At 60.7% G+C, this 24,280-nt stretch carries 28 protein-coding genes and 1 pseudogene; 10 read left to right on the top strand and 19 right to left on the bottom strand.

Annotation, left to right across the window (positions count from 1 at the left end; all coding sequences use genetic code 11):
• Nucleotides 1–162 precede the first annotated feature (162 nt).
• The 7 genes from ytfQ to pcsA all read right to left on the bottom strand — a co-directional run bounded on the left by ytfQ (nucleotide 163) and on the right by pcsA (nucleotide 7,719).
• The gene (gene ytfQ, locus ELH03_RS09430; protein WP_112903032.1) at nucleotides 163–1,125 is read right to left on the bottom strand and encodes a galactofuranose ABC transporter, galactofuranose-binding protein YtfQ; all 963 of its coding nucleotides are present in this window, start codon (nucleotides 1,123–1,125) and stop codon (nucleotides 163–165) included.
• Nucleotides 1,126–1,269: 144 nt separating this feature from the next.
• On the bottom strand, nucleotides 1,270–2,346 hold the full coding sequence (locus ELH03_RS09425; RefSeq protein ID WP_033182624.1) for a BMP family ABC transporter substrate-binding protein: 1,077 nt from the start codon (nucleotides 2,344–2,346) through the stop codon (nucleotides 1,270–1,272).
• Nucleotides 2,347–2,400: 54 nt separating this feature from the next.
• Nucleotides 2,401–3,321, bottom strand: a complete 921-nt coding sequence (locus tag ELH03_RS09420) for an ABC transporter permease (RefSeq protein ID WP_128402390.1) — start codon at nucleotides 3,319–3,321, stop codon at nucleotides 2,401–2,403.
• Entirely contained in the window at nucleotides 3,318–4,403 is a 1,086-nt protein-coding gene (locus ELH03_RS09415) for an ABC transporter permease (protein ID WP_128402391.1), read from the bottom strand. The genes ELH03_RS09420 and ELH03_RS09415 overlap by 4 nt, the downstream gene beginning before the upstream one ends.
• A complete protein-coding gene (locus ELH03_RS09410; protein ID WP_128402392.1) occupies nucleotides 4,393–5,961 on the bottom strand; it encodes an ABC transporter ATP-binding protein in 1,569 nt (522 codons plus the stop codon). Before ELH03_RS09410 ends, ELH03_RS09415 begins: the two co-directional genes overlap by 11 nt.
• A 39-nt stretch (nucleotides 5,962–6,000) precedes the next feature.
• Entirely contained in the window at nucleotides 6,001–6,981 is a 981-nt protein-coding gene (locus ELH03_RS09405; RefSeq protein WP_128402393.1) for a quinone oxidoreductase family protein, read from the bottom strand.
• A gap of 9 nt (nucleotides 6,982–6,990) precedes the next feature.
• Nucleotides 6,991–7,719: a phosphatidylcholine synthase gene (gene pcsA, locus ELH03_RS09400; RefSeq protein ID WP_012757415.1), complete on the bottom strand. Its 729-nt coding sequence runs from the start codon at nucleotides 7,717–7,719 to the stop codon at nucleotides 6,991–6,993.
• Between the two features lie 346 nt (nucleotides 7,720–8,065).
• Here pcsA and ELH03_RS09395 point away from each other — a divergent pair, with 346 nt between their 5' ends.
• A complete protein-coding gene (locus ELH03_RS09395) occupies nucleotides 8,066–8,878 on the top strand; it encodes a ferredoxin--NADP reductase (protein WP_128402394.1) in 813 nt (270 codons plus the stop codon).
• Nucleotides 8,879–9,017: 139 nt separating this feature from the next.
• Here the strand turns inward: ELH03_RS09395 and ELH03_RS09390 are convergent, their stop codons facing one another.
• The 7 genes from ELH03_RS09390 to ELH03_RS09360 all read right to left on the bottom strand — a co-directional run bounded on the left by ELH03_RS09390 (nucleotide 9,018) and on the right by ELH03_RS09360 (nucleotide 14,351).
• Nucleotides 9,018–9,638 (bottom strand): GntR family transcriptional regulator, encoded by a 621-nt coding sequence (locus ELH03_RS09390; RefSeq protein ID WP_128411385.1) that lies wholly within the window; start codon nucleotides 9,636–9,638, stop codon nucleotides 9,018–9,020.
• 225 nt (nucleotides 9,639–9,863) lie between these two features.
• Nucleotides 9,864–10,223 carry a VOC family protein gene (locus ELH03_RS09385; RefSeq protein ID WP_128411384.1) on the bottom strand — a complete coding sequence of 120 codons (360 nt, stop codon included), beginning with the start codon at nucleotides 10,221–10,223 and terminating at the stop codon, nucleotides 9,864–9,866.
• A gap of 73 nt (nucleotides 10,224–10,296) precedes the next feature.
• Nucleotides 10,297–11,499 carry an ABC transporter permease gene (locus ELH03_RS09380; RefSeq protein WP_003559312.1) on the bottom strand — a complete coding sequence of 401 codons (1,203 nt, stop codon included), beginning with the start codon at nucleotides 11,497–11,499 and terminating at the stop codon, nucleotides 10,297–10,299.
• A complete protein-coding gene (locus ELH03_RS09375) occupies nucleotides 11,489–12,205 on the bottom strand; it encodes an ABC transporter ATP-binding protein (RefSeq protein ID WP_003539566.1) in 717 nt (238 codons plus the stop codon). Before ELH03_RS09375 ends, ELH03_RS09380 begins: the two co-directional genes overlap by 11 nt.
• A 12-nt stretch (nucleotides 12,206–12,217) precedes the next feature.
• Nucleotides 12,218–13,510, bottom strand: coding sequence for an efflux RND transporter periplasmic adaptor subunit (locus ELH03_RS09370; protein WP_128411383.1), 1,293 nt, complete (start codon nucleotides 13,508–13,510; stop codon nucleotides 12,218–12,220).
• A 248-nt stretch (nucleotides 13,511–13,758) separates the two neighbouring features.
• The gene (locus ELH03_RS09365) at nucleotides 13,759–14,133 is read right to left on the bottom strand and encodes a GFA family protein (RefSeq protein WP_128402398.1); all 375 of its coding nucleotides are present in this window, start codon (nucleotides 14,131–14,133) and stop codon (nucleotides 13,759–13,761) included.
• Between the two features lie 8 nt (nucleotides 14,134–14,141).
• Nucleotides 14,142–14,351, bottom strand: coding sequence for a hypothetical protein (locus ELH03_RS09360; protein WP_018241980.1), 210 nt, complete (start codon nucleotides 14,349–14,351; stop codon nucleotides 14,142–14,144).
• Nucleotides 14,352–14,731: 380 nt separating this feature from the next.
• Here ELH03_RS09360 and ELH03_RS09355 point away from each other — a divergent pair, with 380 nt between their 5' ends.
• A complete protein-coding gene (locus ELH03_RS09355; RefSeq protein WP_128402399.1) occupies nucleotides 14,732–14,911 on the top strand; it encodes a hypothetical protein in 180 nt (59 codons plus the stop codon).
• Between the two features lie 153 nt (nucleotides 14,912–15,064).
• Here the strand turns inward: ELH03_RS09355 and ELH03_RS09350 are convergent, their stop codons facing one another.
• On the bottom strand, nucleotides 15,065–15,619 hold the full coding sequence (locus tag ELH03_RS09350; protein WP_128411382.1) for a cytochrome c: 555 nt from the start codon (nucleotides 15,617–15,619) through the stop codon (nucleotides 15,065–15,067).
• 110 nt (nucleotides 15,620–15,729) lie between these two features.
• Nucleotides 15,730–15,804, bottom strand: a pseudogene (locus ELH03_RS38755) (four-helix bundle copper-binding protein); the annotation flags it as partial.
• Between the two features lie 144 nt (nucleotides 15,805–15,948).
• Between ELH03_RS38755 and ELH03_RS09345 the strand changes: the two are divergent.
• The 8 genes from ELH03_RS09345 to ELH03_RS09305 all read left to right on the top strand — a co-directional run bounded on the left by ELH03_RS09345 (nucleotide 15,949) and on the right by ELH03_RS09305 (nucleotide 21,506).
• Nucleotides 15,949–16,452, top strand: coding sequence for a cytochrome b (locus ELH03_RS09345; protein WP_128411381.1), 504 nt, complete (start codon nucleotides 15,949–15,951; stop codon nucleotides 16,450–16,452).
• A 153-nt stretch (nucleotides 16,453–16,605) separates the two neighbouring features.
• Complete coding sequence (locus ELH03_RS09335; protein ID WP_197729758.1) at nucleotides 16,606–17,019, top strand: hypothetical protein; 414 nt, start codon at nucleotides 16,606–16,608, stop codon at nucleotides 17,017–17,019.
• A 93-nt stretch (nucleotides 17,020–17,112) separates the two neighbouring features.
• On the top strand, nucleotides 17,113–17,340 hold the full coding sequence (locus tag ELH03_RS09330) for a hypothetical protein (protein WP_128402402.1): 228 nt from the start codon (nucleotides 17,113–17,115) through the stop codon (nucleotides 17,338–17,340).
• Complete coding sequence (locus tag ELH03_RS09325) at nucleotides 17,337–18,803, top strand: TolC family protein (RefSeq protein ID WP_130766248.1); 1,467 nt, start codon at nucleotides 17,337–17,339, stop codon at nucleotides 18,801–18,803. Before ELH03_RS09330 ends, ELH03_RS09325 begins: the two co-directional genes overlap by 4 nt.
• A gap of 13 nt (nucleotides 18,804–18,816) precedes the next feature.
• On the top strand, nucleotides 18,817–20,163 hold the full coding sequence (locus ELH03_RS09320; protein WP_128411379.1) for a multicopper oxidase family protein: 1,347 nt from the start codon (nucleotides 18,817–18,819) through the stop codon (nucleotides 20,161–20,163).
• Nucleotides 20,164–20,195: 32 nt separating this feature from the next.
• On the top strand, nucleotides 20,196–20,675 hold the full coding sequence (locus tag ELH03_RS09315; protein WP_128411378.1) for a cupredoxin domain-containing protein: 480 nt from the start codon (nucleotides 20,196–20,198) through the stop codon (nucleotides 20,673–20,675).
• Nucleotides 20,676–20,698: 23 nt separating this feature from the next.
• On the top strand, nucleotides 20,699–20,986 hold the full coding sequence (locus ELH03_RS09310) for a copper-binding protein (protein ID WP_128411377.1): 288 nt from the start codon (nucleotides 20,699–20,701) through the stop codon (nucleotides 20,984–20,986).
• A gap of 55 nt (nucleotides 20,987–21,041) precedes the next feature.
• Nucleotides 21,042–21,506, top strand: coding sequence for a DUF411 domain-containing protein (locus ELH03_RS09305; protein ID WP_128411376.1), 465 nt, complete (start codon nucleotides 21,042–21,044; stop codon nucleotides 21,504–21,506).
• 186 nt (nucleotides 21,507–21,692) lie between these two features.
• Here ELH03_RS09305 and ELH03_RS09300 read toward each other — a convergent pair whose 3' ends face one another.
• The 3 genes from ELH03_RS09300 to ELH03_RS09290 form a co-directional block, all read right to left on the bottom strand.
• A complete protein-coding gene (locus tag ELH03_RS09300) occupies nucleotides 21,693–22,322 on the bottom strand; it encodes a methyltransferase family protein (protein WP_245485409.1) in 630 nt (209 codons plus the stop codon).
• Between the two features lie 87 nt (nucleotides 22,323–22,409).
• Nucleotides 22,410–23,117, bottom strand: a complete 708-nt coding sequence (locus ELH03_RS09295) for a helix-turn-helix transcriptional regulator (RefSeq protein ID WP_128411375.1) — start codon at nucleotides 23,115–23,117, stop codon at nucleotides 22,410–22,412.
• Nucleotides 23,114–24,046 (bottom strand): NAD(P)-dependent alcohol dehydrogenase, encoded by a 933-nt coding sequence (locus ELH03_RS09290; protein ID WP_130766247.1) that lies wholly within the window; start codon nucleotides 24,044–24,046, stop codon nucleotides 23,114–23,116. The genes ELH03_RS09295 and ELH03_RS09290 overlap by 4 nt, the downstream gene beginning before the upstream one ends.
• Nucleotides 24,047–24,280 lie beyond the last annotated feature (234 nt).

The raw sequence follows: 24,280 nt of genomic DNA, 5'->3' as shown, positions 1-24,280 counted from the left end.
CAAGGCAGCCCCGCACCGGTCCATGACGGGCCGGTGCGGTTCTACAGCGCCGCCTGGTCTTTTCAGACGCATAGAGGACGCTGTAGCGCTTTGAATTGCTGCATGATTTTATCCCGAAAGCGAATTCCGATTTAAGGAATTATGCAGCAGTGTCACATCAGATCAGTAGCCCTGACCCTTCTTCTCTTCGAAGACCTTCATCGGCTCGTCGGCAGGCGTGTAGAGCTTGGACTCGGTCTGGATCCACTTGGCCGGAGCCTTCTTGTCCTTCAGATAGGCATCGAGCGCATCGAAGGCCGGACCTGCCATATTCGGCGTCAGCTCGACCGTGGCATTGGCCTCGCCTTCGGACATCGCCTTGAAAATATCCGGCACGGCGTCGATGGAGACGACGAGGATATCCTTGCCAGGCTTCAGGCCGGCTTCCTTGATCGCCTGGATGGCGCCGACGGCCATGTCGTCGTTATGGGCGTAGAGAGCGCAGATATCCTTGCCGCCATTCTCGGCCTTCAGGAAGCTTTCCATGACTTCCTTGCCCTTGGTGCGGGTGAAGTCACCGGTCTGGCTGCGAACGATCTTGAGGTTGTCGTGGCCGGCAAGGGCCTCTTCGAAGCCCTTCTTGCGGGCGATCGCCGGCGACGAACCGGTGGTGCCCTGAAGTTCAACGACATTGCACTTCTTGTCGCCGACGGTCTTGACCAAGAAGTCGCCTGCGACCTTGCCTTCGTGGACCAGGTCCGACGTAACCGCCGTCAGGTAGAGATCGTCGGGAGCCTTGATGGTACGGTCGAGAAGGATGACCGGAATCTTGGCTTCCTTGGCTTCCTTGAGAACGTCGTCCCAGCCGGTTTCAACGACCGGAGCAATGAGAATGGCATCGACGCCCTGAGCAATGAAGGAGCGCAAAGCCTTGATCTGGTTTTCCTGCTTCTGCTGCGCATCGGCAAACTTCAGATCGATGCCGCGCTTCTTGGCCTGCTCCTTGGTTACGGTCGTTTCAGCCGCACGCCAGCCCGATTCCGAGCCGATCTGCGAGAAGCCGACGGTGAGGCCGGCGGCCGAAGCCGAACCGAACATGCAGGCAGCCAGAATCGTGGCACTCAAAAGTGCAGTCTTCAATTTCATGATTTCCTCCCAATGCCGCATCTCGCGGCGCAGGGTCAAAAAATCATATAGTATTACTTTTGTAAATCGGAATCTTGGGATGCGCTGCAGCAAAAAAAGAGCGCCCACAAGGGCGCTCTTCGCATCTGCGAGATGGCTACGGGACTATTTACCCGGCAGCTTATCGTCGACGCCTTCGACATAGAAGTTCATGCCGAGCAGGGTGCCGTCATCGGCCTTCTCGCCGGCCTTCAGCCAGGGCGTTCCGTCCTGCTTGTTGATCGGTCCGGTGAAGGGATGCAGTTCGCCTGACTTGATCTTGGCTTCGGTTTCCTCGGCCATCTTCTTCACGTCGTCGGGCATGTTGGTATAAGGCGCCATCTTCAGGATGCCGTCCTTCAGGCCGTCCCAGCTCTGCTCTGACTTCCAGGTGCCGTCCAGAAGAGCGTGAACGCGCTTGGAGTAGTATGTCCCCCAAGTGTCGACGATTGCCGTCAGCTGAGCCTTCGGGCCTGCTGCGATCATGTCGGAGGCCTGGCCGAAGGCGTGGATGCCGCGTTCTTCGGCGACCTGCATCGGCGCGGTCGTGTCGGTGTGCTGCGTCAAGACGTCGACGCCCTGGTCGACCATCGCCTTGGCGGCATCGGCTTCCTTGCCGGGGTCGAACCAGGTGTTGACCCAGATGACCTTCAGCTTGAAGCTCGGATCGACCGACTTGGCGCCCTGCTCGAAGGAGTTGATGCCCATCACGACTTCAGGGATCGGGAAGGAGGCGATGTAGGCCGCCCCGTGATTCTTCGAGGTCTTGGCGGCGATCTGGCCGAGGATATAGCGGCCTTCATAGAAGCGTGAATTGTAGGTCGCAAGGTTCGGGCCGGCCTTGTAGCCGGTGCCATGCTCGAACTTGACGTCCGGGAACTTGGCGGCGACCTTCACCGTCGCATCCATGAAGCCGAAGGACGTCGTGAAGATCAGTTTGCAGCCGGAACGGGCAAGGCGCTCGATGGCGCGCTCGGCATCCGGGCCTTCCGGTACGTTTTCGAGGTAAGGCGTATCGATCTTGTCGCCGAACTCGGCCTGGACCTGCTGGCGGCCGAGATCGTGGGCCTGCGAATAACCGCCGTCGGTATGCGAACCGACATAGACGAAGCAGACCTTCGTCTTGTCCGCGGCTTGAGCGGCGGAAGAGATGCCGATCACGGCGGCAGCCGAGGCGGCAAGTGTGAATGCTAACTTCTTCATGATGACCCCTGTTGGTTTGAAGTTATTGCGGAAACCCGTCTTTATGTTGTTGCTTTATCGCTCCGGCACGAAGGCTTTTCCGAGCGCCGCGGGCGTATTGATCAACGTCGTGCGCCGATTATGAGAAATGATGACCAGAACCACAATAGTCGCGGCATAGGGCAGCATCGAGAGGAACTGCGAGGGAATGCCGAGACCGAAGGCCTGCGCGTGAAGCTGCAGGATGGTGACCGCGCCAAACAGATAACCGCCGGCAAAGACCCGCCATGGCCGCCAGGAGGCGAAGACCACCAGCGCCAGCGTGATCCAGCCGCGGCCGGCCGACATGTTCTCGGCCCATTGCGGCGTGTAGACGAGCGAAAGCTGCGCGCCGGCAAGACCGGCGCAGGCACCGCCGAACATCACCGCCAGATACCGCGTGCGGATGACGTGAATACCGAGCGCGTGGGCCGAACCGTGATTGTCGCCGATCGCCCTGAGCTTCAGCCCGGTCCGGCTGCGGAACAGGAACCAGCTGACGCCGACCACGAGCGCGATCGACAGGTAGAAGATCAGATCCTGGCTGAAGAGAACATGGCCAACGACCGGAATATCCGACAGGACCGGAATGACGATCTCTCCCAGCCTGATGCCCTGCACGCTGACATAGGCTTCGCCAAGCATGCCTGAGGCGCCGAGGCCGAGAAGGGTGAGCGCCAGTCCGGTTGCCACCTGGTTCGCCACCAGCGTCAGCGTCAGGAAGGCAAACAGCAGAGAGAAAAGCGCGCCTGCCGCAATGCCGCAGACAATGCCGACATAGGGCGAGCCCGACATCTGCGCGCCGGCAAAAGCGGCGACCGCGCCCATGATCATCATGCCCTCGACACCGAGATTGAGAACGCCGGAGCGCTCGGTCACCAGTTCGCCGAGTGCGGCGATGACGAGCGGCGTGGAGGCGGTGATAACAGTCAGCAGAATGGCTTCGAAGATGCTCATGCCGCCCCGCCCCTTAGCCGCGACCAGACAATGCGGATTTTGTAATAGATCAGCGTATCGCAGGAGAGCACGAAGAAGAGCAGCAGACCCTGAAAGACGCGGGTGACCTTGTCAGAAACGCCGAGCGAAAGCTGTGCTGCCTCGCCCCCGAGATAGGTCAGCGCCAGCACCAGGCCGGATGCGATGATGCCGAGCGGATTGAGGCGGCCGAGGAAGGCGACGATGATGGCAGTGAAGCCGTAGCCCGGCGAGATCGCCGGCTGCAGGTGGCCGATCGAGCCCGAGACCTCGGCTATCCCGGCAAGGCCGGCCAGAGCGCCCGAGAAGAGAAAGCTGAACCAGATCATCTTCTTGGAGGAGAAACCGGCAAAGCGCCCTGCCCGTTCCGATTGGCCGAGCACGACGATCTCGAAGCCTTTCAGCGTATAGCGCAGCATGAACCAGACGCCGATTGCGGCGACAATGGCGAAGATGAAGGCCCAATGGGCTCGGCCCGATTCCTCCCAGATCGCCGGCAGCACCGCTTCCGGCGCGAAATCGCGCGAGACTGGAAAGTTGAAGCCATTCGGATCGCGCCAGGCGCCGCGAATCAGCCAGTCAAGGAAGAGCTGGGCGATATAGACCAGCATCAGTGACGTCAGGATCTCATTGGTGTTGAAATGCGCCTTCAGCAGCGCCGGAATGGCGGCAAAAAGCGCACCGCCGAGCGCACCAAGAATCAGCATCAGCGGCAGCACGAGCGGCGAATGCCAGTCGTAAAAGACGATCGGCAGATAGGAGCCGGTGATGGCGCCGATGGTGAACTGGCCTTCAGCACCGATATTCCAGTTGTTCGAGCGATAACAGACGGCCAGGCCGACGGCGATCAGGATCAGGGGCGCGGCCTTGATCGCCAGCTCGTGCAGCGACCAGACCTCGAGCAGCGGCTCGATGAAGAAGGCGTCGAGTGCCTCGACCGGGTCCTTGCCGAGCATGGCGAACATGATGGCGCCGAATACCAGCGTCAGGACAAGAGCAAGCAGCGGCGAGACGAAGGCGAAGACCTTCGAGACGTCGGGCCGTTTTTCAAGTTCAATGCGCATGCGGCGCCTCCGGGGGAGAGCTGCTCTCGTGCAGTCCGCCCATCAGCAGTCCGATCCTTTCCCGCGTCAGTTCGCCGGCCGGGAACGGGCGGGAAAGACGGCCTTCGCAGATGACGGCAATATCGGTCGCCACTTCGAAGATCTCGTCGAGATCCTGGCTGATGACGACGACGGCCGAACCAGCTCTTGCGAGATCGACGAGTGCCTGGCGAATGCGGCTTGCAGCCCCGGCATCGACGCCCCAGGTCGGCTGATTGACGACGAGTACTGCCGGCTGACGGTCGAGTTCGCGCCCGACGATAAACTTCTGCAGGTTGCCGCCTGACAGGGAGCCGGCGGCCGGATCATCGCCGCTCTTGCGGACATCCATCGCCTCGGAAATGCGCCTTGCGGCGGATTTCACTGCAGCGTGGCGGATGATGCCGAGCAGGCCCAGAAACGCCTTGCGGTCCGACTGGCTACGGGCAAGGACGAGATTGTCGGACAGTTTCATGGCGGAGACGGCGGCATGGCCATGGCGCTCCTCCGGCACGAAGCCGGCGCCGAGAAGACGGCGGGCGGTAATGCCCTGATTGCCCACGTGCTTTTTGCGGATGACGATCGCATCGGCTGAGGCAACCGGATATTCGCCGGACAATGCGTCGAAGAGCTCGCTCTGGCCGTTGCCCGCGACCCCGGCAATGGCGAGGATCTCGCCCGAGCGGACCGCCATCGACACATCGCGCAGCGGCATGGCGAAGGGCGTGCGCGCGGAGACGGAAAGGTTGGCGACGGCAAGCTGGATCTCGCCCTTGTCGCTACGCTCCGGATGCGTCACGGTCGCCACTTCGCTGCCGACCATCATGCGGGCGAGCGAGGCCGGCGTTTCCCGTTTCGGATCGCAGGCGCCGGTCACGCGGCCATGGCGCAGGACGGTGGCGCGATCGCAGATGCGCTGCACTTCCTCCAGCCGGTGGCTGATATAAAGAACCGAACGCCCCTCGGCGCGCAGCTTGAACAGCGTCTCGAACAGCTTGTCGGCCTCTTGCGGGGTCAGCACCGAGGTCGGCTCGTCGAGGATGATGAGCTTCGGGTTCTGCAGCAGAGCGCGGACGATCTCGATACGCTGGCGCTCGCCGACCGAGAGATCGGCGACATGGGCATGCGGATCGAGCGGCAGGCCGTAGGCGACCGATAGCGCCCTCGCCTCCTCGGCGATTTTGTCGATCGGGATGGCGTCATCGAGCGACAGGGCGATGTTTTCGGCAACCGTCAGCGCCTCGAACAGCGAAAAATGCTGGAAGACCATGCCGATGCCGAGCTTGCGGGCTTCACCGGGCGACGCGATCGCAACCGGCTGGCCCTGCCAGAGGATATGCCCCCCCGTCGGCTCGAGAACGCCGAACAGCATCTTCACCAGGGTGGATTTGCCTGCACCATTTTCGCCGAGAAGCGCATGAATTTCGCCCGGCGCGATATCGAGATCGATTTCATTGCAGGCTGCAAAGCCACCGAAGAACTTCGTCAGCTTCTGGACCGATAATAACGCGCCGGAATCCGGCACATTCAATGGCGACACGTTCCCCTCATTTCTTCTGCCAACCGGTCCGTTCGGATCTCATGGAATCAGCAGCGTCGTTCCTGTTGTTTTTCTTGTTTCCAGATCCGCATGAGCCCGCCCAACCTCACGCAGCGGATAGGTTTGATTGATATTGATACGCACTTTGTTGCTTTGCACAATATCAAATAGCGCTTTCGCACTGTCGATCAGTTCCTGGCGCGCGGCGATGTAGGTGAAGAGCGTCGGCCGCGTCGCAAAGAGCGAGCCCCTCTGCGCCAGCATTGCGAGGGTGAAATTCTCGATTGGCCCGGAGGATTGGCCGAAGGAGGCAAAAAGGCCGCGCGGCTTCAAGCAGTCAAGCGACTGTGGAAAAGTATCGCGGCCGATCGAATCGTAGACGACATCCACGCCCTTGCCGCCGGTGATGTCGCGGACACGGTCGACGAAGCTGTCGCTCTTGTAGTTGATCACATGGTCGTAGCCATGGGCGAGCGCCAGCTCGATCTTGTCTTCCGAGCCCGCCGTGCCGATGACGGTGGCGCCGAGCGCCTTTGCCCACTGGCCGGCGATCAGACCGACGCCGCCGGCAGCGGCGTGGAACAGCAGGACCGTCTGCGGGCCGACCTTGAAGGTGCGGTTCAAGAGATATTCGGCGGTCATGCCCTTCAGCATCATCGCCGCCGCCGTTTCGAGCTCGATGCCGTCAGGCACCTGCACCAGATGCCGCGTCTCGATATTGCGTTCAGCGCTATAGGCGCCATCGGCGCCGGCATAGGCGACACGGTCGCCGACGTTGAAATCCTCGACGCCAGGGCCGACCGATGTCACGGTGCCGGCACCCTCCTTGCCGGTGACGAAGGGCAGATGCGGCGTCTTGTAAGTGCCGTTGCGGAAATAGACGTCGATGAAATTAAGCCCGACCGCCGCCTGCCTGATCTGCACTTCGCCCGTCGACGGCGGCGGAAGATCAATCTCGACATAGTCGAAAACCTCCGGCCCGCCCGTCCTCGAAAATGAAACAGCCTGCGTTTTGGTCATCTGCCTATCCTAAGCTTCGCGTCCAAGGGCGGGGAAGAATTGCAGCACCGCGCCGATGACGTATAGATAGGCTCCGGTCACGATAAAGAGAATGAGCGCCCATTCGGGCGTGTCGAAATGCATCAGCAACGAAAAAATGCCGAGCGCCGACCACAGGAAAAAGACGCCGAGGTTGAGCGGGCGCAGCCTTTTGACCCGGACCGGGTGGAGGAAATTGATCGGCAGGAAGGTCAGCACCACCGAGACGATGACAACAGTGAGCGCCGTTGTGGCGCTGGCATCGATGACGAACAGCGTGAAGACGATCATGTTCCAGACGACGGGAAAGCCGGAGAAGAAATACTCGTCCGTCTTCATGCCCATATCGGCATAATAGATGGCGCTGGAGACGACGATCATGCCGGCGGCGACGAAGGACCAGGGCTCGCCGATCATGCCGCTCTGATAAAGCGCGAAGGCCGGCAGAAGCACATAGGTGACGTAATCGATGATATTGTCGAGCGTATCGCCCGACCAGTTCGGCAGCACTTCCTTGACGCGCACCTTACGGGCGATCGGCCCGTCTATGCCGTCAACCAGAAGGGCGAGGCCCAGCCACCAGAACATGTCGATGAAGCGGTGCTCGGCGGCGGCAACGACGCCGAGAAAGGCAAGAAAGGAGCCGGATGCCGTCAGGATATGGACGGAAAAGGCGCGCATCTCCGCATAAGGAACACGCTTGTAGTTGAAAATCTTCATATTCCCCCGACCGCCCTATCGCGCTCGCCCCGGCAAGCATCTTTTTTTCCCCACCATCGCCGAACCCTGTTGCTGAATCGGGTTCGACGCCGTAGGTCTTTGTTGTCGCACCGTTTTTGCCGAAAACCGGCATCCGTTTCCGGCGTGCTGCTCTAATATGCATCCTTTGCCGGGCTTCGCCAGCGGGAAATACGACATTCCCCGCCAGCCATTGAATCCTGACAATGACATGCATATTTCCCTTTAGAAGCGTCGCGTGGAATGGAATGCCTTTAATTCCGGCCCGATTTGTAATATCTCGCTCGCATCCAACTGTTCATCCGACGAAACGGGATCCGCTACCGAAATGAACGCGCCTGCAAAGACCGAAGACTTCGCCCAGTCCATCCCCGCCGGCGTCTATGCCGAGACGGTGCTCGATGTCACGCACTATACCGACCGGCTCTTCCGCTTCACGATGACCCGGCCGCAGGGTTTCCGTTTCCGGTCCGGTGAATTCGCGATGATCGGCCTGATGGTCGAGGGCAAGCCGGTCTTCCGCGCCTATTCGATCGCGAGCCCCGCCTGGGCCGAAGAGCTTGAATTTTTCTCGATCAAGGTGCCGGACGGTCCGCTCACCTCACATCTGCAGGCGATCAAGCCGGGCGACCAGGTGCTGATGCGCAAGAAGCCGACGGGCACGCTGGTGCTCGATGCGCTGACGCCCGGCCGTCGTCTCTACATGTTCTCGACGGGAACGGGCATTGCGCCTTTCGCCAGCCTGATCCGCGATCCTGAGACCTATGAGAAGTTCGAGGAAGTCATCCTCACCCACACGACACGCGATGTCGCCGAGCTGAAATACGGCTTCGACCTCGTGCACGAGATCCAGAATGACGAGCTGCTGAAGGAAGTCGTCGGCGACAAGCTGCGCCACTATCCGACAGTCACGCGCGAGGATTTCGAATATCGTGGCCGCATCACCGACCTGATCTCCTCCGGCAAGCTGTTCACCGATCTCGGCGTGCCGCCGCTCGACCCGGCAATCGACCGCGGCATGATCTGTGGTTCCTCGGCGATGCTGAAGGATACCAAGGAACTGCTCGAAAAGGCAGGCCTCGATGAAGGCGCCAACAGCAAGCCTGCCGAATTCGTCATCGAGCGCGCTTTCGTCGGCTAAAGCATTTCTGACAAATGGACCTATGGCGGCTCCGGAAACGGAGCCGTTTCTACAGCGCCGCGCGTCTTTCAGACGCGCAAAGGACGCTGTAGCGCTTTGAATGCTGCATAATTCCTTAAACCGATTTCGGTTTAAGGAATTATGCAGGGGTCTGGCTGAGGTAATCGATCAGCACCGCCATGGTGGCGCGCGCTTCATCCGGCCTGCCCTGATGGATGGCGCGGATGACGGCGACGTGCAGCGAGATAGCGCGATCCATGCGCTCCGGGCTTGCCTTGGAGTACCAGAGGCGACGCGAATGCGTCTGCACCGGGCCGAGTGCTGCCGTGATGAAGCCGTTCGGGCAGGCATCTTCAAGGATTTCGTCGAAGGCCTTGTCGGCAGCAAAGAAGCCGGCGAGATCGCCGGTGACGGCGCATTCCTCCATCGCGCGGGCGCAGTCGATGAGGCGCGCGCGCTGTTCGTCGCTCGCATGTTCAGCAACAAGGCTTGCCGCAATCGGCTCCAGTTCGCGGCGCACCTGCATGACATTGCCATGATCGTTGGGCGCGATCTCGGCGACCTGCAGCCCGACGCGCGGCTTCACCAGGATCAGCCCCTGCCAGGCAAGCTTCTGGATCGCCTCGCGCACTGGCGTGCGCCCGTGGCCCGCCATATCGATCAGCTGCTTTTCAGTGACCAGCGCGCCGGGCTTCAGCGCCAGCGTCACGATCAGATGCTCCAGCGCGAGATAGGCAAGATGGCTCTGTGAAGTCTGCAATACGGAGCTCCGTCGCCAAGTCTGATATATCACATAGTGACACGGTCAAAAACCGAAGACAAGTCGGCATTGAAATATCAGAATAGAGACAGATAGATAACATAGGGGAGGCTGCCGAAAACCGGCAAGACATTGACGTCTGCGCCGCAAAGGCTCGTGCCACCCGCCCCGGCCTGCTGAGGCACACCGCCTCGCCTACGTCATCAGGCCGGCACTACCCCTTGGTCACCCCTTGCGAAAAGCCCGGCTGGAAACCGAGATCGAATTTTGACAAGGGTCTTTTGCATTGGCGAACAGATAGCCATCGGCTTTATGGATGGTACCGAACTTGAGGCCATTCTCCGCGCAACGCCTGCAAAAAGCCTCGACATCCTCCACGTCGAAGACCAACTTGACGGTGGATTGACCGCTCCGCTGTCCCTTGGCGGCCTGATGAAGCATGATATTCGCACCGCCGTCCTGAGTGACCAGTTCAATGATCCTGTCGCCAGGCAGGCTGGTCACCTTGAAACCGAAGTGCTTCTCATAAAAGCGCGCCGTTTCCTCGACATTCCCAGCGTAGATCACCAGCCTGTTGAGCGGCATGATACTGACCTCCGATAGCGCTTTCGTTCGATTCACAAGAGTAGAGGGACATCACGCGTTTTGCCATGGCGCATTATTCGTGTCGCAGCGCCTCGATGGGGTTCAACTGCGCTGCCCTTCTGGCTGGGAAATAGCCGAAGATCATGCCGATTGCCGCGGAGAACAGGAAGGCGACGGCGACCATGAGCGGGCTGAAGACGAAGGGTACTTTCAGCAGCGTCACCGCGCCGAAACCGAGGCTCAGGCCCAGCACGATGCCGGTGATGCCGCCGAACAGCGACAGTGCCACCGCCTCGACCAGGAACTGGGTGAGCACCTGGTTTTCGAGCGCGCCGATCGCCAGGCGGATGCCGATCTCGCGGGTGCGCTCGGTGACGGAGACCAGCATGATGTTCATGATGCCGATGCCGCCAACGAGCAGGCTGATCGCGGCGACGGCGCCGAGGAGGCCGGTCAGCAGCGTCGTCGTGCCGGTCATCGCCTCGGCGATCTGCGTCATGTCGTTGACGTTGAAATCGTCCTGGCGGCCGGGCACGATCTTGCGGCGCTCGCGCAGGAGATTTTCGACATCGGACTGCACCTTGGCTGTGGAGACGCCGTCGCGCGCCGAGATGATGATCTGCGGCACGTTGCTGTTGCCGCTGATGCGTCGCTGGAACACCTTGACCGGCATGATGACGACGTCGTCCTGGTCATTGCCCATGCCGGACTGGCCGCGCTTGGCAAGCACGCCGATGACGGGGCATGAGACCTTGCCGACGCGGATCTGCTGTCCTGTCGGGTCGGCGCTGCCGAAGAGCTGTGAGCGCACCGTCTCGCCGATGATGCAGCGCGCCTGGCCGCGTTCCTCGGCGGGAAGAAAATTGCGACCGAGCGCGAGATTCCAGTCCTGTGCGATGAAATAGTCGTTGGTGGTGCCGGAGACGCTGGTCGAATGGTTCTGGCCACCGAAAATCACGGTCGCTGTGGACTGGTTGAGCGGCGCCACCGCCCTGAGGCCGCCGATCTGGTCGCGGATGGCCGCGACGTCCTTGACGCTAAAGCGCTTGGCCTCGGAGCTCGCCCGGCCGGGGCCGAACTGGCCAGGACGGACGAACAGCATGTTGGTGCCGAGCCGCGACAGCTCGGTCGAGACCTGCGCGGTGGTGCCGTTGCCGATCGTCACCAGCGCGATGACCGCTGCAACGCCGATGACGACACCAAGCACGGTCAGGAACGAGCGCAGCATGTTGCGGCTGATGGCCCGCAGCGCCAGCTTCAGCGTCTCAAAGAACATGATCCGCCCTCCTCCGGTGCTCGACTTCCGTCTCCAGCTTGCCGTCGACGAAACGCAGCAGCCGCTGGGCATAGGCGGCAATATCGGGCTCGTGGGTGACCATGACGATGGTGATGCCTTGCTCGCGGTTCAGCCGCGTCATCAGATCCATGATTTCGACGCTGGTCTTCGTATCGAGATTGCCTGTGGGCTCATCGGCGAGGAGCAGTGCCGGCTCGGTGACGATGGCGCGGGCGATAGCGACGCGCTGCTGCTGGCCGCCTGACAGTTCCTGTGTCTTATGATGTTCGCGACCGGTGAGGCCGACCAGTGCCAGCGCCTCGCGAGCCCTTTCGCGGCGCTCGCGCACCGCCATGCCGCGATAGATCAGCGGCAGTTCGACATTTTCGACGGCCGAGGTACGCGACAGGAGATTGAAGCCCTGGAAGACGAAGCCGAGCATGTGGCGGCGCAGCAGCGTCAGCTGGCTGCGGTCGAAGCCGCTGGTCGGAATACCTTCGAAGATGTAGTCGCCGGCACTCGGCACGTCGAGGCAGCCGAGAATGTTCATGGCCGTCGACTTGCCGGAGCCAGACGGCCCCATGATCGCGACGAATTCATGGGCGTTGATCGCAAGGTCGACGTGGTCGAGCGCGCGGATTGCCGCCTCGCCCTCGCCGTAAATTTTCGAGACCTGTCTGAATTCGATGAGCGGCGGGCTTGCCATCCGTCTCTCCGCCTAGTTCGTACGCGTCGTGGCGTCGGTCACCAGTGCGTCGTTTTCCCTGATGTCGCCGGAGACGACCTGGGTGAACTGGCCGTCGGATGAGCCGACCTGGATGACAACAGGCGCCGGGCGACCGTTGCGCAGCACCCAGACACGGCGTTCAGCGCCCTTCAGCGCCGGGCCGGCATTGTTGTTGCGCTGGCGCGGCGGGCCGAAGATGCCGAAAATACCGCGGCCGCGCCTTTCCGCCTGGGCCGGGGCGTAGCGCAGCGCAGCGTTCGGCACCATCAGCGTATCCTTGACGGCCTCGACGGTGACGTCGGCCGTCGCCGTCATGCCGGGGCGCAGCAGCAGATCGGCATTGTCGACGGATAGGACCGCCTTGTAGGTTACGACATTGTTGACCACTTCAGAGGCGAAGCGGATCTGCTCGATCTCGGCGGGAAAGGTCCGGTCGGGATAGGCGTCGACCGTGAATTTCGCCTTCTGCCCGACGGCGATCTGGCCGACATCGGCCTCGTCGACATCGACCTGCAGCTCCATCTTCTTCAGGTCGCCGGCGATGGTAAAAAGAATCGGCGCCGAGAGCGAGGCTGCGACCGTGGCGCCCGGATTGACGGAGCGGGTGAGGATGACGCCGTCGATCGGCGAGATGATCTTCGCCTTGGCGAGATTGACTTCGGCAAGCTGCAGGTCGGCCTCCGCGGCAAGGACCTCGGCCTCGTTGATCTGTTTGGCGGCGACGGCAGAATCATATTTGTAGCTGGCGTCATCGAGGCTCTGCTGGGTGGAGACATTGCTCCTGACCAGACTTTTCAGCCGCTCGAGCGAGGTGCCTGCCGATTGCATATCGGCATTGGCCTTGACGACGTTCGCCTTGGCCGAATTGAGCTTGGCGCGCGAGCTCTTCACATCGGCCTCGAGCTTGTTGGTATCGAGGAGAGCGAGCACTTCGCCCGATTTGACCGTGCTGTTGTAATCGACATTGACGTCGCGAACCGTGCCGGACAGCTCGCTCGATATATCCACCTGCTCGGTCGGCTGCACGGAGCCGGTGGCGGTGACGAGCACCGTCAGGTCACCGCGTTTTGCCGGCTGGGTGTCATAGCTCAATTCGCTTTGCCCACGACCCATGTAGACGTAAGCGGCGACTGCGGCAGCAGCGATGAGGATCAGCAGGATGAGCAGGCGTCCGCGCCAGCGGCTGCGCTTGCCCTGCCGTCCCGATGCAGCAAGGATCGCGGCGAGATCGGACGCTGCGCCTGTCTTTGCTCCGGTTTCGCTGCCGCTTACGATTTTGTTCATGTCGTCCTCAATCAGTCAGTGGCCGCTTGCGGCCTCTGCGACGAAATAATCACAACGCAGATGAACCGGCGATTAGCGTTGCCGCCGAACTGGCACGGAATTGCAGATGGGTGAAATGAAATATTGGTAAGGAAAGTCAAGTTTCGGTGCGCCTGTGCATGTCGCGCAAAACTGTGCCGCGGTTTTGCGATGATGACATGCGGCAAACCAAAGACCTAAAGCGCGATCGCGACGCGCTTTGGCGCCCGTCAGTTCGCATCCTCGGCAAATTGGCCCGCGCCGGGCAAGGGATGCAGCCACGGTTCACGCCGCTTGATCCAGACCTCATAGCTAGGCGCAAGGTCGGTCGGTGGAGTGTCCAGGGACCCCAAGCGAAGTTCCGCCTCATCTTCCCTGAGGCAGAAAAGCCTGCCGCCGCAGACGGGGCAGAAGCTGCGACCGGCGAAGGTGGCGATCTCGCCGCTGTGGGAAAAAGCCTGACGCGGCCAGACCGCAAAGAAGACGAAGGCGGAGCCGCTCGATTTGCGGCAATCGGCGCAGTGGCAGAGGCCGACGCGAAGCGGCTCGCCTTCCACCCTGTAGGCGACCGCGCCGCAAAGGCAGCTTCCGGTTCGGATCCCCATGGCGCCCGTCAGGCGTCGAGATTAGTCGGCAGGCCCGGTGGGCGCCGCTTTGCCGCCATCAACAGGTCGAGTTCGGTTGCGGACGGGCCGAACTTCTCGTAGAGGCGCTTTGCCTCCTTGTCGTCGAGCCGATATTTCCTGGCAAATTCGCCGATGCTGTAGGGGCGGCCACGCAACACTCTCCGCGCCGGGGTCGCCGTATTCGGTGCGTCGGTCATGGTTTTCTCCTTTTCGTCAGGTACCCTTTAAGCTAGAGCGACCCGTCGATTTGGAAAGAGCCCGTAAGCCGCATAGCGGCTTCCGGCATGGATGGATGCGGTTGTTTTCCTGGAACCTTTTCGTCGACATGCGTATTTTTTGATCGAGGTTGCGGGCCGCGCCAAGCGGACGCGGCGATGCTGGAGAACATCGGGATTTTTCCGCTTTCTCCCGGTGGCCAACGCACTGGCAGGCGAGCTCCCTACCCGCCCGGTTCGCTTCCTTATCCGGTTCTTTTCGAGCGGAGATCACGAAATATTAAAATGCGGAACGCATGCGCCGGAGCGAGGTTTTCCCATTGAGGTCGACGTGGCCTCGTTCAACAACCAAGGAGAACCGAATGGCAAACCAAGGTGGATCCCATGAACAGCACGTCAAGGCTGGGCAGCAGAGTCACAAGAACGACTCGAATGCCCGCAACGCCTCAGCCGGCCGCGACGCGCAGTCCAGCGGAACCCGCGGCGGCAGCCAAGAACAGCATGTAAAGGCTGGTCAACAAAGCCACAAGAACAGCCACTAAAGCTGTTCTGATATGAATTAGGCTCGCGCTTCGGCGCGGGCTTTTCTTTGTCGAGTCGCTACGACTAGGGATCGACCGCTGCCGGGAAGCCGATCTGTCCTCAATCAGTATTCGGGCGTGTTGCGCGTAGACGCGTCCCGCGAGTGGCCGCCGTCATTCCATCCTGAACCGGGTGTGGCAGGTCGTGCAGGTCTGTAGCATGAGGTGGAACGCGTGTTCCGCCGGCATCGTCGACAGGTCGTGCTCGTTGCGGACGTGAGTGCCGAAAGGACCGCCGCCGATCGCCTCTCCGGGTTTCATGCGCATGCTGGCAGTCATCGGCCCGGGGTTCTTCTGCGCGGCGGTATCCAGCGCGACGGCATAGTCGCGCAGGTCGTTGGCGATACGGTCGAACCGGTCGCGCTCGTTAAGGATGTTCGGTCCGGCCTTCGACTGCCGACTGTCGGCCGCGGACGCGAAATGTGCAGAGAGAACGCCTCCGGACCTGTCGCGGATGGTGTCGGCCGCCCATTTGAACTCGCTGGCCTTGTAGGTTGTCGAATCCTTGAACATTCCGGAGATCGTCTTTGCCGCCGCGGCCATGGCTTTCATGTCCGCCTGCCGAATGGCGACAACGTCCTCCTCGGCAGAAACGATGGCCGCCGTAATCAGGACCGCCGCCATGAAGGCGAACAGTCCGAATTTGTTCGCGTCAGCTGTTAATCTCATCGACGCCGCCGCCTGGATTGGTGACCATGATGCTGAAAAAAAATATCCGATGCCGCGACCGGATATCCGTCTTTATCTGGGCAGCAAGAGGGCGAATGCGCGGCCCGCCGGGCGGCCATCTTCTCATAGCTCTCGGCGCAACGGCGACAGGCGTCGACGCAGCTCTGCATATCGCCGGCCCGTTCCTTGGCTCAGTCAGCGCGGATTTTGACGCATTCCCGGCTTCCAATCGACGGTTGATCTGCAGCACTCAGATCTTTTGGCAACGGGGTAATGAGAAAGCATTAACCGTCGCCGGTTAGTCTGCGCCTCTCGCTCGGAGAGGATCGATGAAGAGTGGCTACTCGCTCGCCCAGATAGGACTCCACTGGCTCGTCGCCTTCATGGTGCCGGTCCAGTATCTGACCGGCGGTAGCATCGAGAGAACCCATCACGCCGTCCACATGGGTCTCACGCCATCCTATTGGGACGTCGTCCAGCACCAGCTTCACAACTATGCGGGAATGGTGATCGGCCTGCTGATGGGCCTGCGGCTGGTTCTTCGTCTCCTTCAACTGCCAGAAACCAGCGGGCCGGGCTCATGGGCCGGGCGGGCCGCGAAGGCGCTTCACTACGGCTTCTACGTCGCAATCATCGGACAGGCCTGCATGGGGTTCGTCGCGAGCTATCTCTCGTTCGCCATTGCGCCGTATCACGTGATCGGGTCGAGGATTATCCTGGCGATGGTCGCGCTGCACCTCGCCGCAGCGACCTGGCACACACTGGTCGCCCGTGACGAGACGGTCGACCGCATGGTGTTCTCGCGCCAGAAGCGGTCAGCCGAGAATTTCTAGAGTGGCCAGCGTCAGCACGACATAGCGGTCGGACTTGGCGGCGAACACCAGGATCGTGAACGGGATGATGTTCGTGCCACATAAAGAGCTAGAACATTCACGACAGATGAGTTGCAATTGAAATCGAGCTGCTTTGCATGTAGTTCGAGGAGCATGGGCAAGATGTACCGAATCGCAATGAGCAAGATGCTCGTGATGATGCGGCTGGTGATCATCGTATCACTGGCGGGGTACTCTCTGTCGAACGCCAGCGCCGCCATGCATGGCTCCTCGGTCCCCGAAATGGCAGCGGTCGTGTCCGAAACCGATGCTGCGCAGCATCACGATGGTCATGACATGACCAAGATGGCTGTCCATGACCATTCCCAAGGCGAGGCCAGCGCTAACGCAGATGGCGTATCGAAGCCCGTCAAGCAAGAATGCTGCAAGGATTTCTGTGGCGGGCTCGGCATTATCTGTGAAGGCCAGGATGTCGGCGGACCGGTCGTAACCTCGATCCGGCAATTCATCGACGACCGGACGACCCTTGGCGAACTGCCGACCCTTAACCGTCCCCCGAATATCTGAATAGAGACGCACCCGCTTGATCGGGTCTAGTCGGACGCTTGCCTGCTTCTGGGCGAGCGCTCTGTAGGCTATCTCCTATTCGGACATTTCAAAATGAAACCCTCGCTTTTCGTGGTGGGGCTGCCGCTTGTTGCCGGTGGCTGCGCATCCACGCTTCCTCCCGACGTGGTGGCGTTTCCCACCGCGGTCGTTCAGCCGTCCGCGCTTCCGGCGGCATACAGGTCGCCGATCACAGGTTACGTCGCCCGCCAGCCGGTCGATCCCAAACCCTGGCGCAGACAGAACGATCTGCAGTCTCCCATGAATGGAGACGGCTCATGATCGGCACCACAAGACTGATCGCGGCGCTGGCATTCCCGCTCGCCTTGAGCGGCTGCGTTACAGGCGCCGACTATTCCCGCAAAGAGGCGGGCTTCGCCTCCGTTGCCAACAAAACCGCCATTGTCACGGCGAAAGAGACCGTCTGGATCCAGAACCAGAACCAGGCCCGATCGGCGGCCGCGCAGGTCAAAAGTCTGCTTGCTCGGACGAAGCCTCTCGACGTCGAGACGGCCGTCCAGATCGCGCTGCTCAACAACAAGGGCCTCCAGGCCGCCTATGCCGATCTTGGCGACAGCGCCGCCGACGCTTGGCAGTCGACGATGTTCATCAACCCGACCGTCTCCATCGGCACGACCGGGATCGGAACTCCGGAACTGCAGGCGTTCAAAACGATCGAAGGGATGATCACGACGAACATCCTGGCTCTCGCCACGAAGAACAAGGACATAGCGATCGCCGACACCCGCTTCCGGCAGGCGCAATTGATCGCGGCGGTGAAGACGCTTCAGGTCGCCGCTGACACCCGGCGCGCCTTTATCGGTGCGGTCGCCTCATGGGAGAATGTCGGGCAGCTCCAGCACGCCCAGGCGACTGCCGATGCAGCCTCCGAACTCGCCGAGAAACTCGGCGAGACAGGCGCAATGGCCAAGGGCGCCCAGGCCCGTGAACATGTCTTCGTCGCCGAACTCGCCGGGGAAACGGCGAAGGCCCGCTTGTCCGCCCGTCTTGCCAAGGAGGAGTTGACGCGGCTGATGGGCCTCTGGGGCTCCGATCTGGACTACCAGGTTCCGAACAGCCTGCCGCCGCTCCCCAAGTCCGTTGTCAGACGCGATACCATCGAGGCCGAGGCTCTCAGGGACCGCATCGACCTGCAGATCGCTAAGCTCGACCTTGAGGCCACGGCCAGATCCTACGGCCTCACCGAGGCGACGCGCTATGTCAGCGACCTTGAGATCCTGACTGGTTTCGAAACGGAACGGGAAATCGAGGACGACGAGAAGAAAACGCGAACCACTGCGCAGGTCGAGCTTGAGTTCGCCATCCCGATCTTCGACACCGGCAAGGCCCGGATGCGCAAGTCCGAGCTGGTCTACATGCGGGCGGCGAACCTCTTGGCGGAGAAAGCCGTCAACGTCCGCTCGGAAGCACGCTCCGCCTACGAGGCTTACCGCTCGAACTACGATATCGCGCGGCACTACCGCAACAGCGTCGTGCCGCTGCGCACCAAGGTCGAGGAGGAATCCCTGCTGACCTACAACGGCATGATCTCGAACACCTTCGAGCTGCTGACAGACACCCGCGACAAGATCAACTCCACCCTGCTTTCCGTCAACGCGAAGCGAGATTTCTGGCTCGCCGAAGCCGATCTGGCGCCTGCGATCTACGGCGGCGGCGCGACGAAGGCGTCGGCAGAGACCGAGGTCGCCGCTGCTTCCGAAAGCAGCGCTGGCGGCGGTCATTGAGAAAGGACACACCATGTTCAACAGACGACAACTTTTTGGAGCCAGCGCCGCTCTGCTCACCACAGCCGCCTGGACGAAGACGTCGGCGATGGGTCTGCCCGACGCTCCAACCATGGAATCGGCGGACATGCAGCCGCCACTCCACCCTACCTCCGGCCCGGACTATCAGCCCGTGGTCACCCTCAACGGCTGGACCCTGCCGCACAGGATGAATAATGGCGTCAAGGAGTTCCACCTCGTCGCCGAACCGGTCGAACGCGAAATGTCGGACGGCATGACCGCCTATCTGTGGGGCTACAACGGACAGTCACCGGGACCGACGATCGAGGCTGTCGAGGGAGATCGCGTCCGCATCTTCGTCACCAACAAGCTGCCCGAGCACACGACGATCCACTGGCACGGCATGATCCTACCATCGGGCATGGACGGCGTCGGCGGCCTGACGCAGCCGCATATTCCCGTCGGCAAGACCTATGTCTACGAGTTCGACCTCGTGAAATCCGGCACCTTCATGTACCACCCGCATTCCGACGAGATGGTGCAGATGGCCATGGGCATGATGGGTTTCTTCGTGATCCATCCGAAAGATCCCAACTTCATGCGCGTCGACCGGGACTTCGTCTTCCTGCTCAACGCCTATGACATCGACCCCGGCTCCTACGTGCCGCGGATCATGGAGATGACCGACTTCAACATGTGGTGCTGGAACAGCCGCGTGTTCCCGGACATCAGCCCTCTGGTCGTGTCCAGGAATGACCGGGTGCGCGTCCGGGTCGGCAACCTGACGATGACCAATCATCCGGTCCACATGCATGGCTACGATTTCGAAGTGACCGGCACCGACGGCGGCTGGGTACGGCCGGAAGCACGGTGGCCGGAGGTGAGCATCGACATCCCCGTCGGCGCGATGCGTGCCTACGAGTTCGACGCCAGGTATCTCGGCGACTGGGCGATCCACTGCCACAAGTCGCACCACACGATGAACGCCATGGGTCATGACATTCCAACCTTCATCGGTGCGGACAAGTCGAAGGTCGCCGAAAAGATCAGGAAGCTGCAGCCGGAATACATGCCCATGGGCACCAAGGGCATGGCCGACATGGGCGAAATGGAAATGCCCATCCCCGAGAACACCGTTCCGATGATGACCGGCTGGGGGCCACATGGTCCGATCGAAATGGGCGGCATGTTCTCGGTCGTGAAAGTCCGCGAGGGGATCTCGGCAGACGATTACTCAGATCCCGGCTGGTACGAAAACCCGCCCGGAACGCAGGCCTGGGAGTGGACCGGAGAACTTCCGGACGCGACCAAGGCCAAAGACGCGAAAACGCAAATCACGCCGAAGCCGACAAACGGCTGAGGTCCGATCTCAACATCGAAAAGGAATGACGGATGAAGAATTATCTCATGGCACTGGCCCTCGCAGCACTCGCGTCGCCAGCACTTGCCTCAGGCAATCATACCGGTGGCCACGGCGAGAAGATGGCTATCGGAGAACCCGGCGATAAGGCCAAGGCGACACAGACCATCCGCGTCACGATGAAGGAAACCGACGACGGAAAGATGCTGTTTACCCCCGCGGCCTTCAACGTCCGCAAAGGGCAGACGGTCAAGATCGCGATCAAGAATGCCGGAACCGTCGACCACGAATTCGTGCTCGATCAGGAAGACAAGATCCTGGAGCACAAGAAGGTCATGGAGAAGTTCCCGGAAATGGAACATGCCGACGCCAACTCCATCCGTCTTCCGGCTGGCCAATCCGGCGAGATCGTCTGGAAGTTCACCACCGACGGCGAGTTCAAGTTCGCCTGCCTGATCCCCGGTCACTACGAAGCCGGCATGCATGGCGACGTCACCGTCGCCGGCAAGTAATCTGCAACAAAGGAGCTACACGCATGAAAACTGCAATGATCAAAATCGGCCTCGCCGCCCTGCTCTGCGCCAGCGCAGCCTTCGGCGCATTCGCCGAGGAATTCACCAAGGGTGTCGTCAACAAGGTCGACACAAAGGCAAATAAGGTCACCATCAAACATGAGGACCTGAAGAACCTCGACATGCCCGCGATGACGATGGTCTTCCGCGTCGAAGACCCGGCTCTGATCGAAAAACTGAAAGAAGGCGCCAATGTCGAGTTCGTTGCCGAGCGTGTGAATGGCAAGCTGACCGTCACCAATGTAAAATAGCCACCTCCTGCCGCCCGGGTCGATCCGGGCGGCGGGACATCGAGGAGCGCAGACGATGCACGGAAGAAGAAGTTTCATTGCAATGGCGGGCTCTGCCCTGGTGTTCCTGAGCGGAAAGGCTCGTGCCACGGCGCCGGCAAAAATGACTGTCTACAAGGACCCGAATTGCGGTTGCTGCCACGAATGGGCGAAGGCAATGGCAGAGGCGGGTTATTCCGTCGATCTCCACAACACCGACGACCTTGCCGCAGTCAAGGCACGGCTTCGCGTGCCTGCCGAAATGGAAGGATGCCATACCGCTGCCGTCGAGGAATACTACCTCGAGGGACATGTTCCGCTCGAGGCCGTGCAGCGCCTGCTCCGAGAGCGGCCCCGGGTCCGAGGACTGTCGGTGCCGGGGATGCCGTCCGGCTCATTGGGAATGGGTGTCGATCCGGCCGCGGTCTATGACGTCTATGCGATCCCCTCGGGAACCGGCGCGCCATACGTGTTTATGGAGGTTCGTCCCCGGAAGGCCTGACGCCTCGATCAATCAAGCCCGAGCTCGGCGGTTTATCGAAGATCTGGACCTCGGCGCGTCGCCGACAAGGCGAAGTTCGCGCATGCGAATTGGGAGCGCACGACTGGAAGCTGACGAGCGGTTTGTCACAGCCTATTAGGACAGAGGCCGCCGTTCGCACCTCGAAGTGCAGTTCACACGGTCTCTTCAAGGAACAATAATAGCCATGGCTAGAAAGCCGCTTTCTCGAAGGTATTCGACCAGTTCGGAAAATGGGATCATGGCGATGGTGAAGAGAGAATCTCTTGATGTCACCAGCAGCGCCCGGTTGGAAATCACCGGAGCCTGCCCCCACTCAAAATTGGAGAAATTGGGCCAGAACAACGGTGTGCGCCGGGCGTATTCCGCATATGGCTCAGCGAAGAGGTGAGACAAATATACAGCCTCCCGCTTCGCCGTATATCTGAACACAAGATAGGCGAGCAGCGTGAAAATTGCGGTGATAAGCAGACTTCCAAACACCAGGCAGACGCCGCTGATCATGCAGAGCGAAAAGAGATAAAGAGGGTTGCGCGTGATCGAATAGGGTCCCTGGGTCACAAGCGCGGAATTCTTTCGACCTCCAATATAGATGGTCGACCAGATTCGTCCGATTATGCCAAAAGCGATCAACAATGTTCCAAACTGAGCGAGCAGTGTGAGAAAAAGGCTTTCAGGTCCGAAGCCCGGATGCGCGATAAGCTGGAAGGTGACAAAGACAACGGTCAGCACCCAAAAGGCCCAAATTCGCCGCTTCTGCTTGAAGGGGCGGTCAGAGGAAGTCGCATAAGCCATCATTATTTCCGATCTCTATAAAGTCTTCGAAACGCTCTGCAGGCATGCCTGCAGAGCGAGGTTGAATTCGGGGGCCGAGGCAACAATCAGCTATCCGCAATCCCTCTGTTTGCAGGGATGCTTTTCCTGAGCGCGCCACTCCTTGACGAGTTGGCGGCGGTTTCCCGGATAGTGATCGTCCAGGAAACTGACGGTCATGACGTGGTCAGCTTGGAAGATGCGAAAGTCGCCCTGCAGTTCGCACCAACCCGCGATAAATCGCTGTGAATCAATGAATCCCAGCATGATTGGCCATATGTTTCTTTCGGACGCAGCCCCGCTTTGATCTGCGTGCGTGATGCGGATCTTTCGCTGCTCGCGCATCGCTCGCCTGACCTGCGCCAGATCAAGCACCGATGAACCTTTTTCAGAACGACCAACAAAGAACGTGTTGTCGTCCAAGCCCCGTCGCAGGTCGGGGGGAAGCACACCGCCAATTTTTGCGAGCGCGTTTTGAACAGCGTGCGCCAAAGCATCGTCTGTGTGCCGACTAACCCACTGCGCGCCAGCGACAAGCGCCTGGATCTCTTCTTCCGTGAAAGACAGAGGCGGCAAAAGGAAGCCCGGCTGCAGTATGTAGCCGACCCCGGGCTCTCCATCGATATCCGCGCCCATGGCCTGCAGCGTCACGATGTCACGACGGATGGTCCGCAGCGAAACGCCGAGCTCGCGCGCAAGCGTCAAGCCGGCCACCGTTCCGCGGTGACGACGAAGAACTTGCATCAGGTCAAATAATCGATGGCTTCGTGACACGCTCACTCCATCACGACGAGGGCTTTTCCGGCGAGCTTCCGTCCGGACTCAAGAGCCGTGATGAGTGGAATGGCTTCGCTGAGGGGCACGATCTCGGCGATAGGAAGGCGAAGATTTTCGTCCTTGGCGGCACGAGCGATTCTATCGAGGATCTCGGACCTCGGTGTGCACACCACAACCTTCAGCCTTCGGTTGAACAGCGACCGAATGAATTTTCCCGGCGTGGGATTGAGGTCGACGAACCGGCCATTCTGACGCAAGAGCCCAAGCCCCACTGCGTCCGTCATCGTCGCAGACGTGTCGTAGACCACATCGAAACGCTCGCGAACCGTCGACAAATCAGTTGTCCGATAGTCGAACACGTTTTGAACGCCGAGGGCCCGCGCCCGTTCCGTCGCTACCGCGCTGCAACTGCCCGAGACCTTTGCGCCCAGAATCTGCGCGATCTGCACAGCCGCTTCGCCCACCGCACCGGTACAGCCATTGATGAAGACGTGCTCGCCGGCAGTTAGCTTCGCTTTGTCGACTAGCCCGTTCCAAGCAGTGGCTCCAGGCGTTCCGAGACACGCCGCCTCCTCAAACGAAACGGTGTCGGGCTTCTTAGCCAAGAAGCTGTCCTTGGTGACGACAGCCTCTCCCAGGGCGCCGCTCTCCTTGAACCGGGCAAGACCGAACACGGCATCGCCGATCTTGAAGCGCGTCACCCCTTCACCGACCGAAATGATCGTCCCGGAAATATCAATCCCCATTGCACGAGGAAAAGCCCTCCCCGTAACGATCTTCATCCGTCCCGCCCGCAGCTTCCAATCGATGGGATTGATCGCTGCGAACTTGATCTTGACCGCCACTTGTCCTTTACCAGGCGAAGCCAGTTCGAACTCCTCGAGCCGCATCAGATCGGGGCCGCCGTACTGGTGATATTGAATGCGTTTCATAGTGGGCCATTCTTCCTGTTTGCTGAAGGCACGACTGTGACGGTGGCAGCCGCCGCGAGCCCGGGCAGCGCCAGCGGCCCGATGACCAGGCGACCTCCCCTGCCCGCGTTTGACGGGGATGCTTGGGGATCGCATGGACATCCGCGGAGGCATTTTCCGGCGTCGCCGCGAAGTCTGATGACCATGGCTTTTCTGAATTCCGTCACGTCGAGCAGGTTAGACCACCACGGTGCC

Origin of the sequence: Rhizobium beringeri, assembly GCF_004306515.1 — a bacterium.
GTDB classification, from domain to species: Bacteria; Pseudomonadota; Alphaproteobacteria; order Rhizobiales; family Rhizobiaceae; genus Rhizobium; species Rhizobium beringeri.
This window is presented reverse-complemented; position numbering and strand designations above follow the sequence as displayed.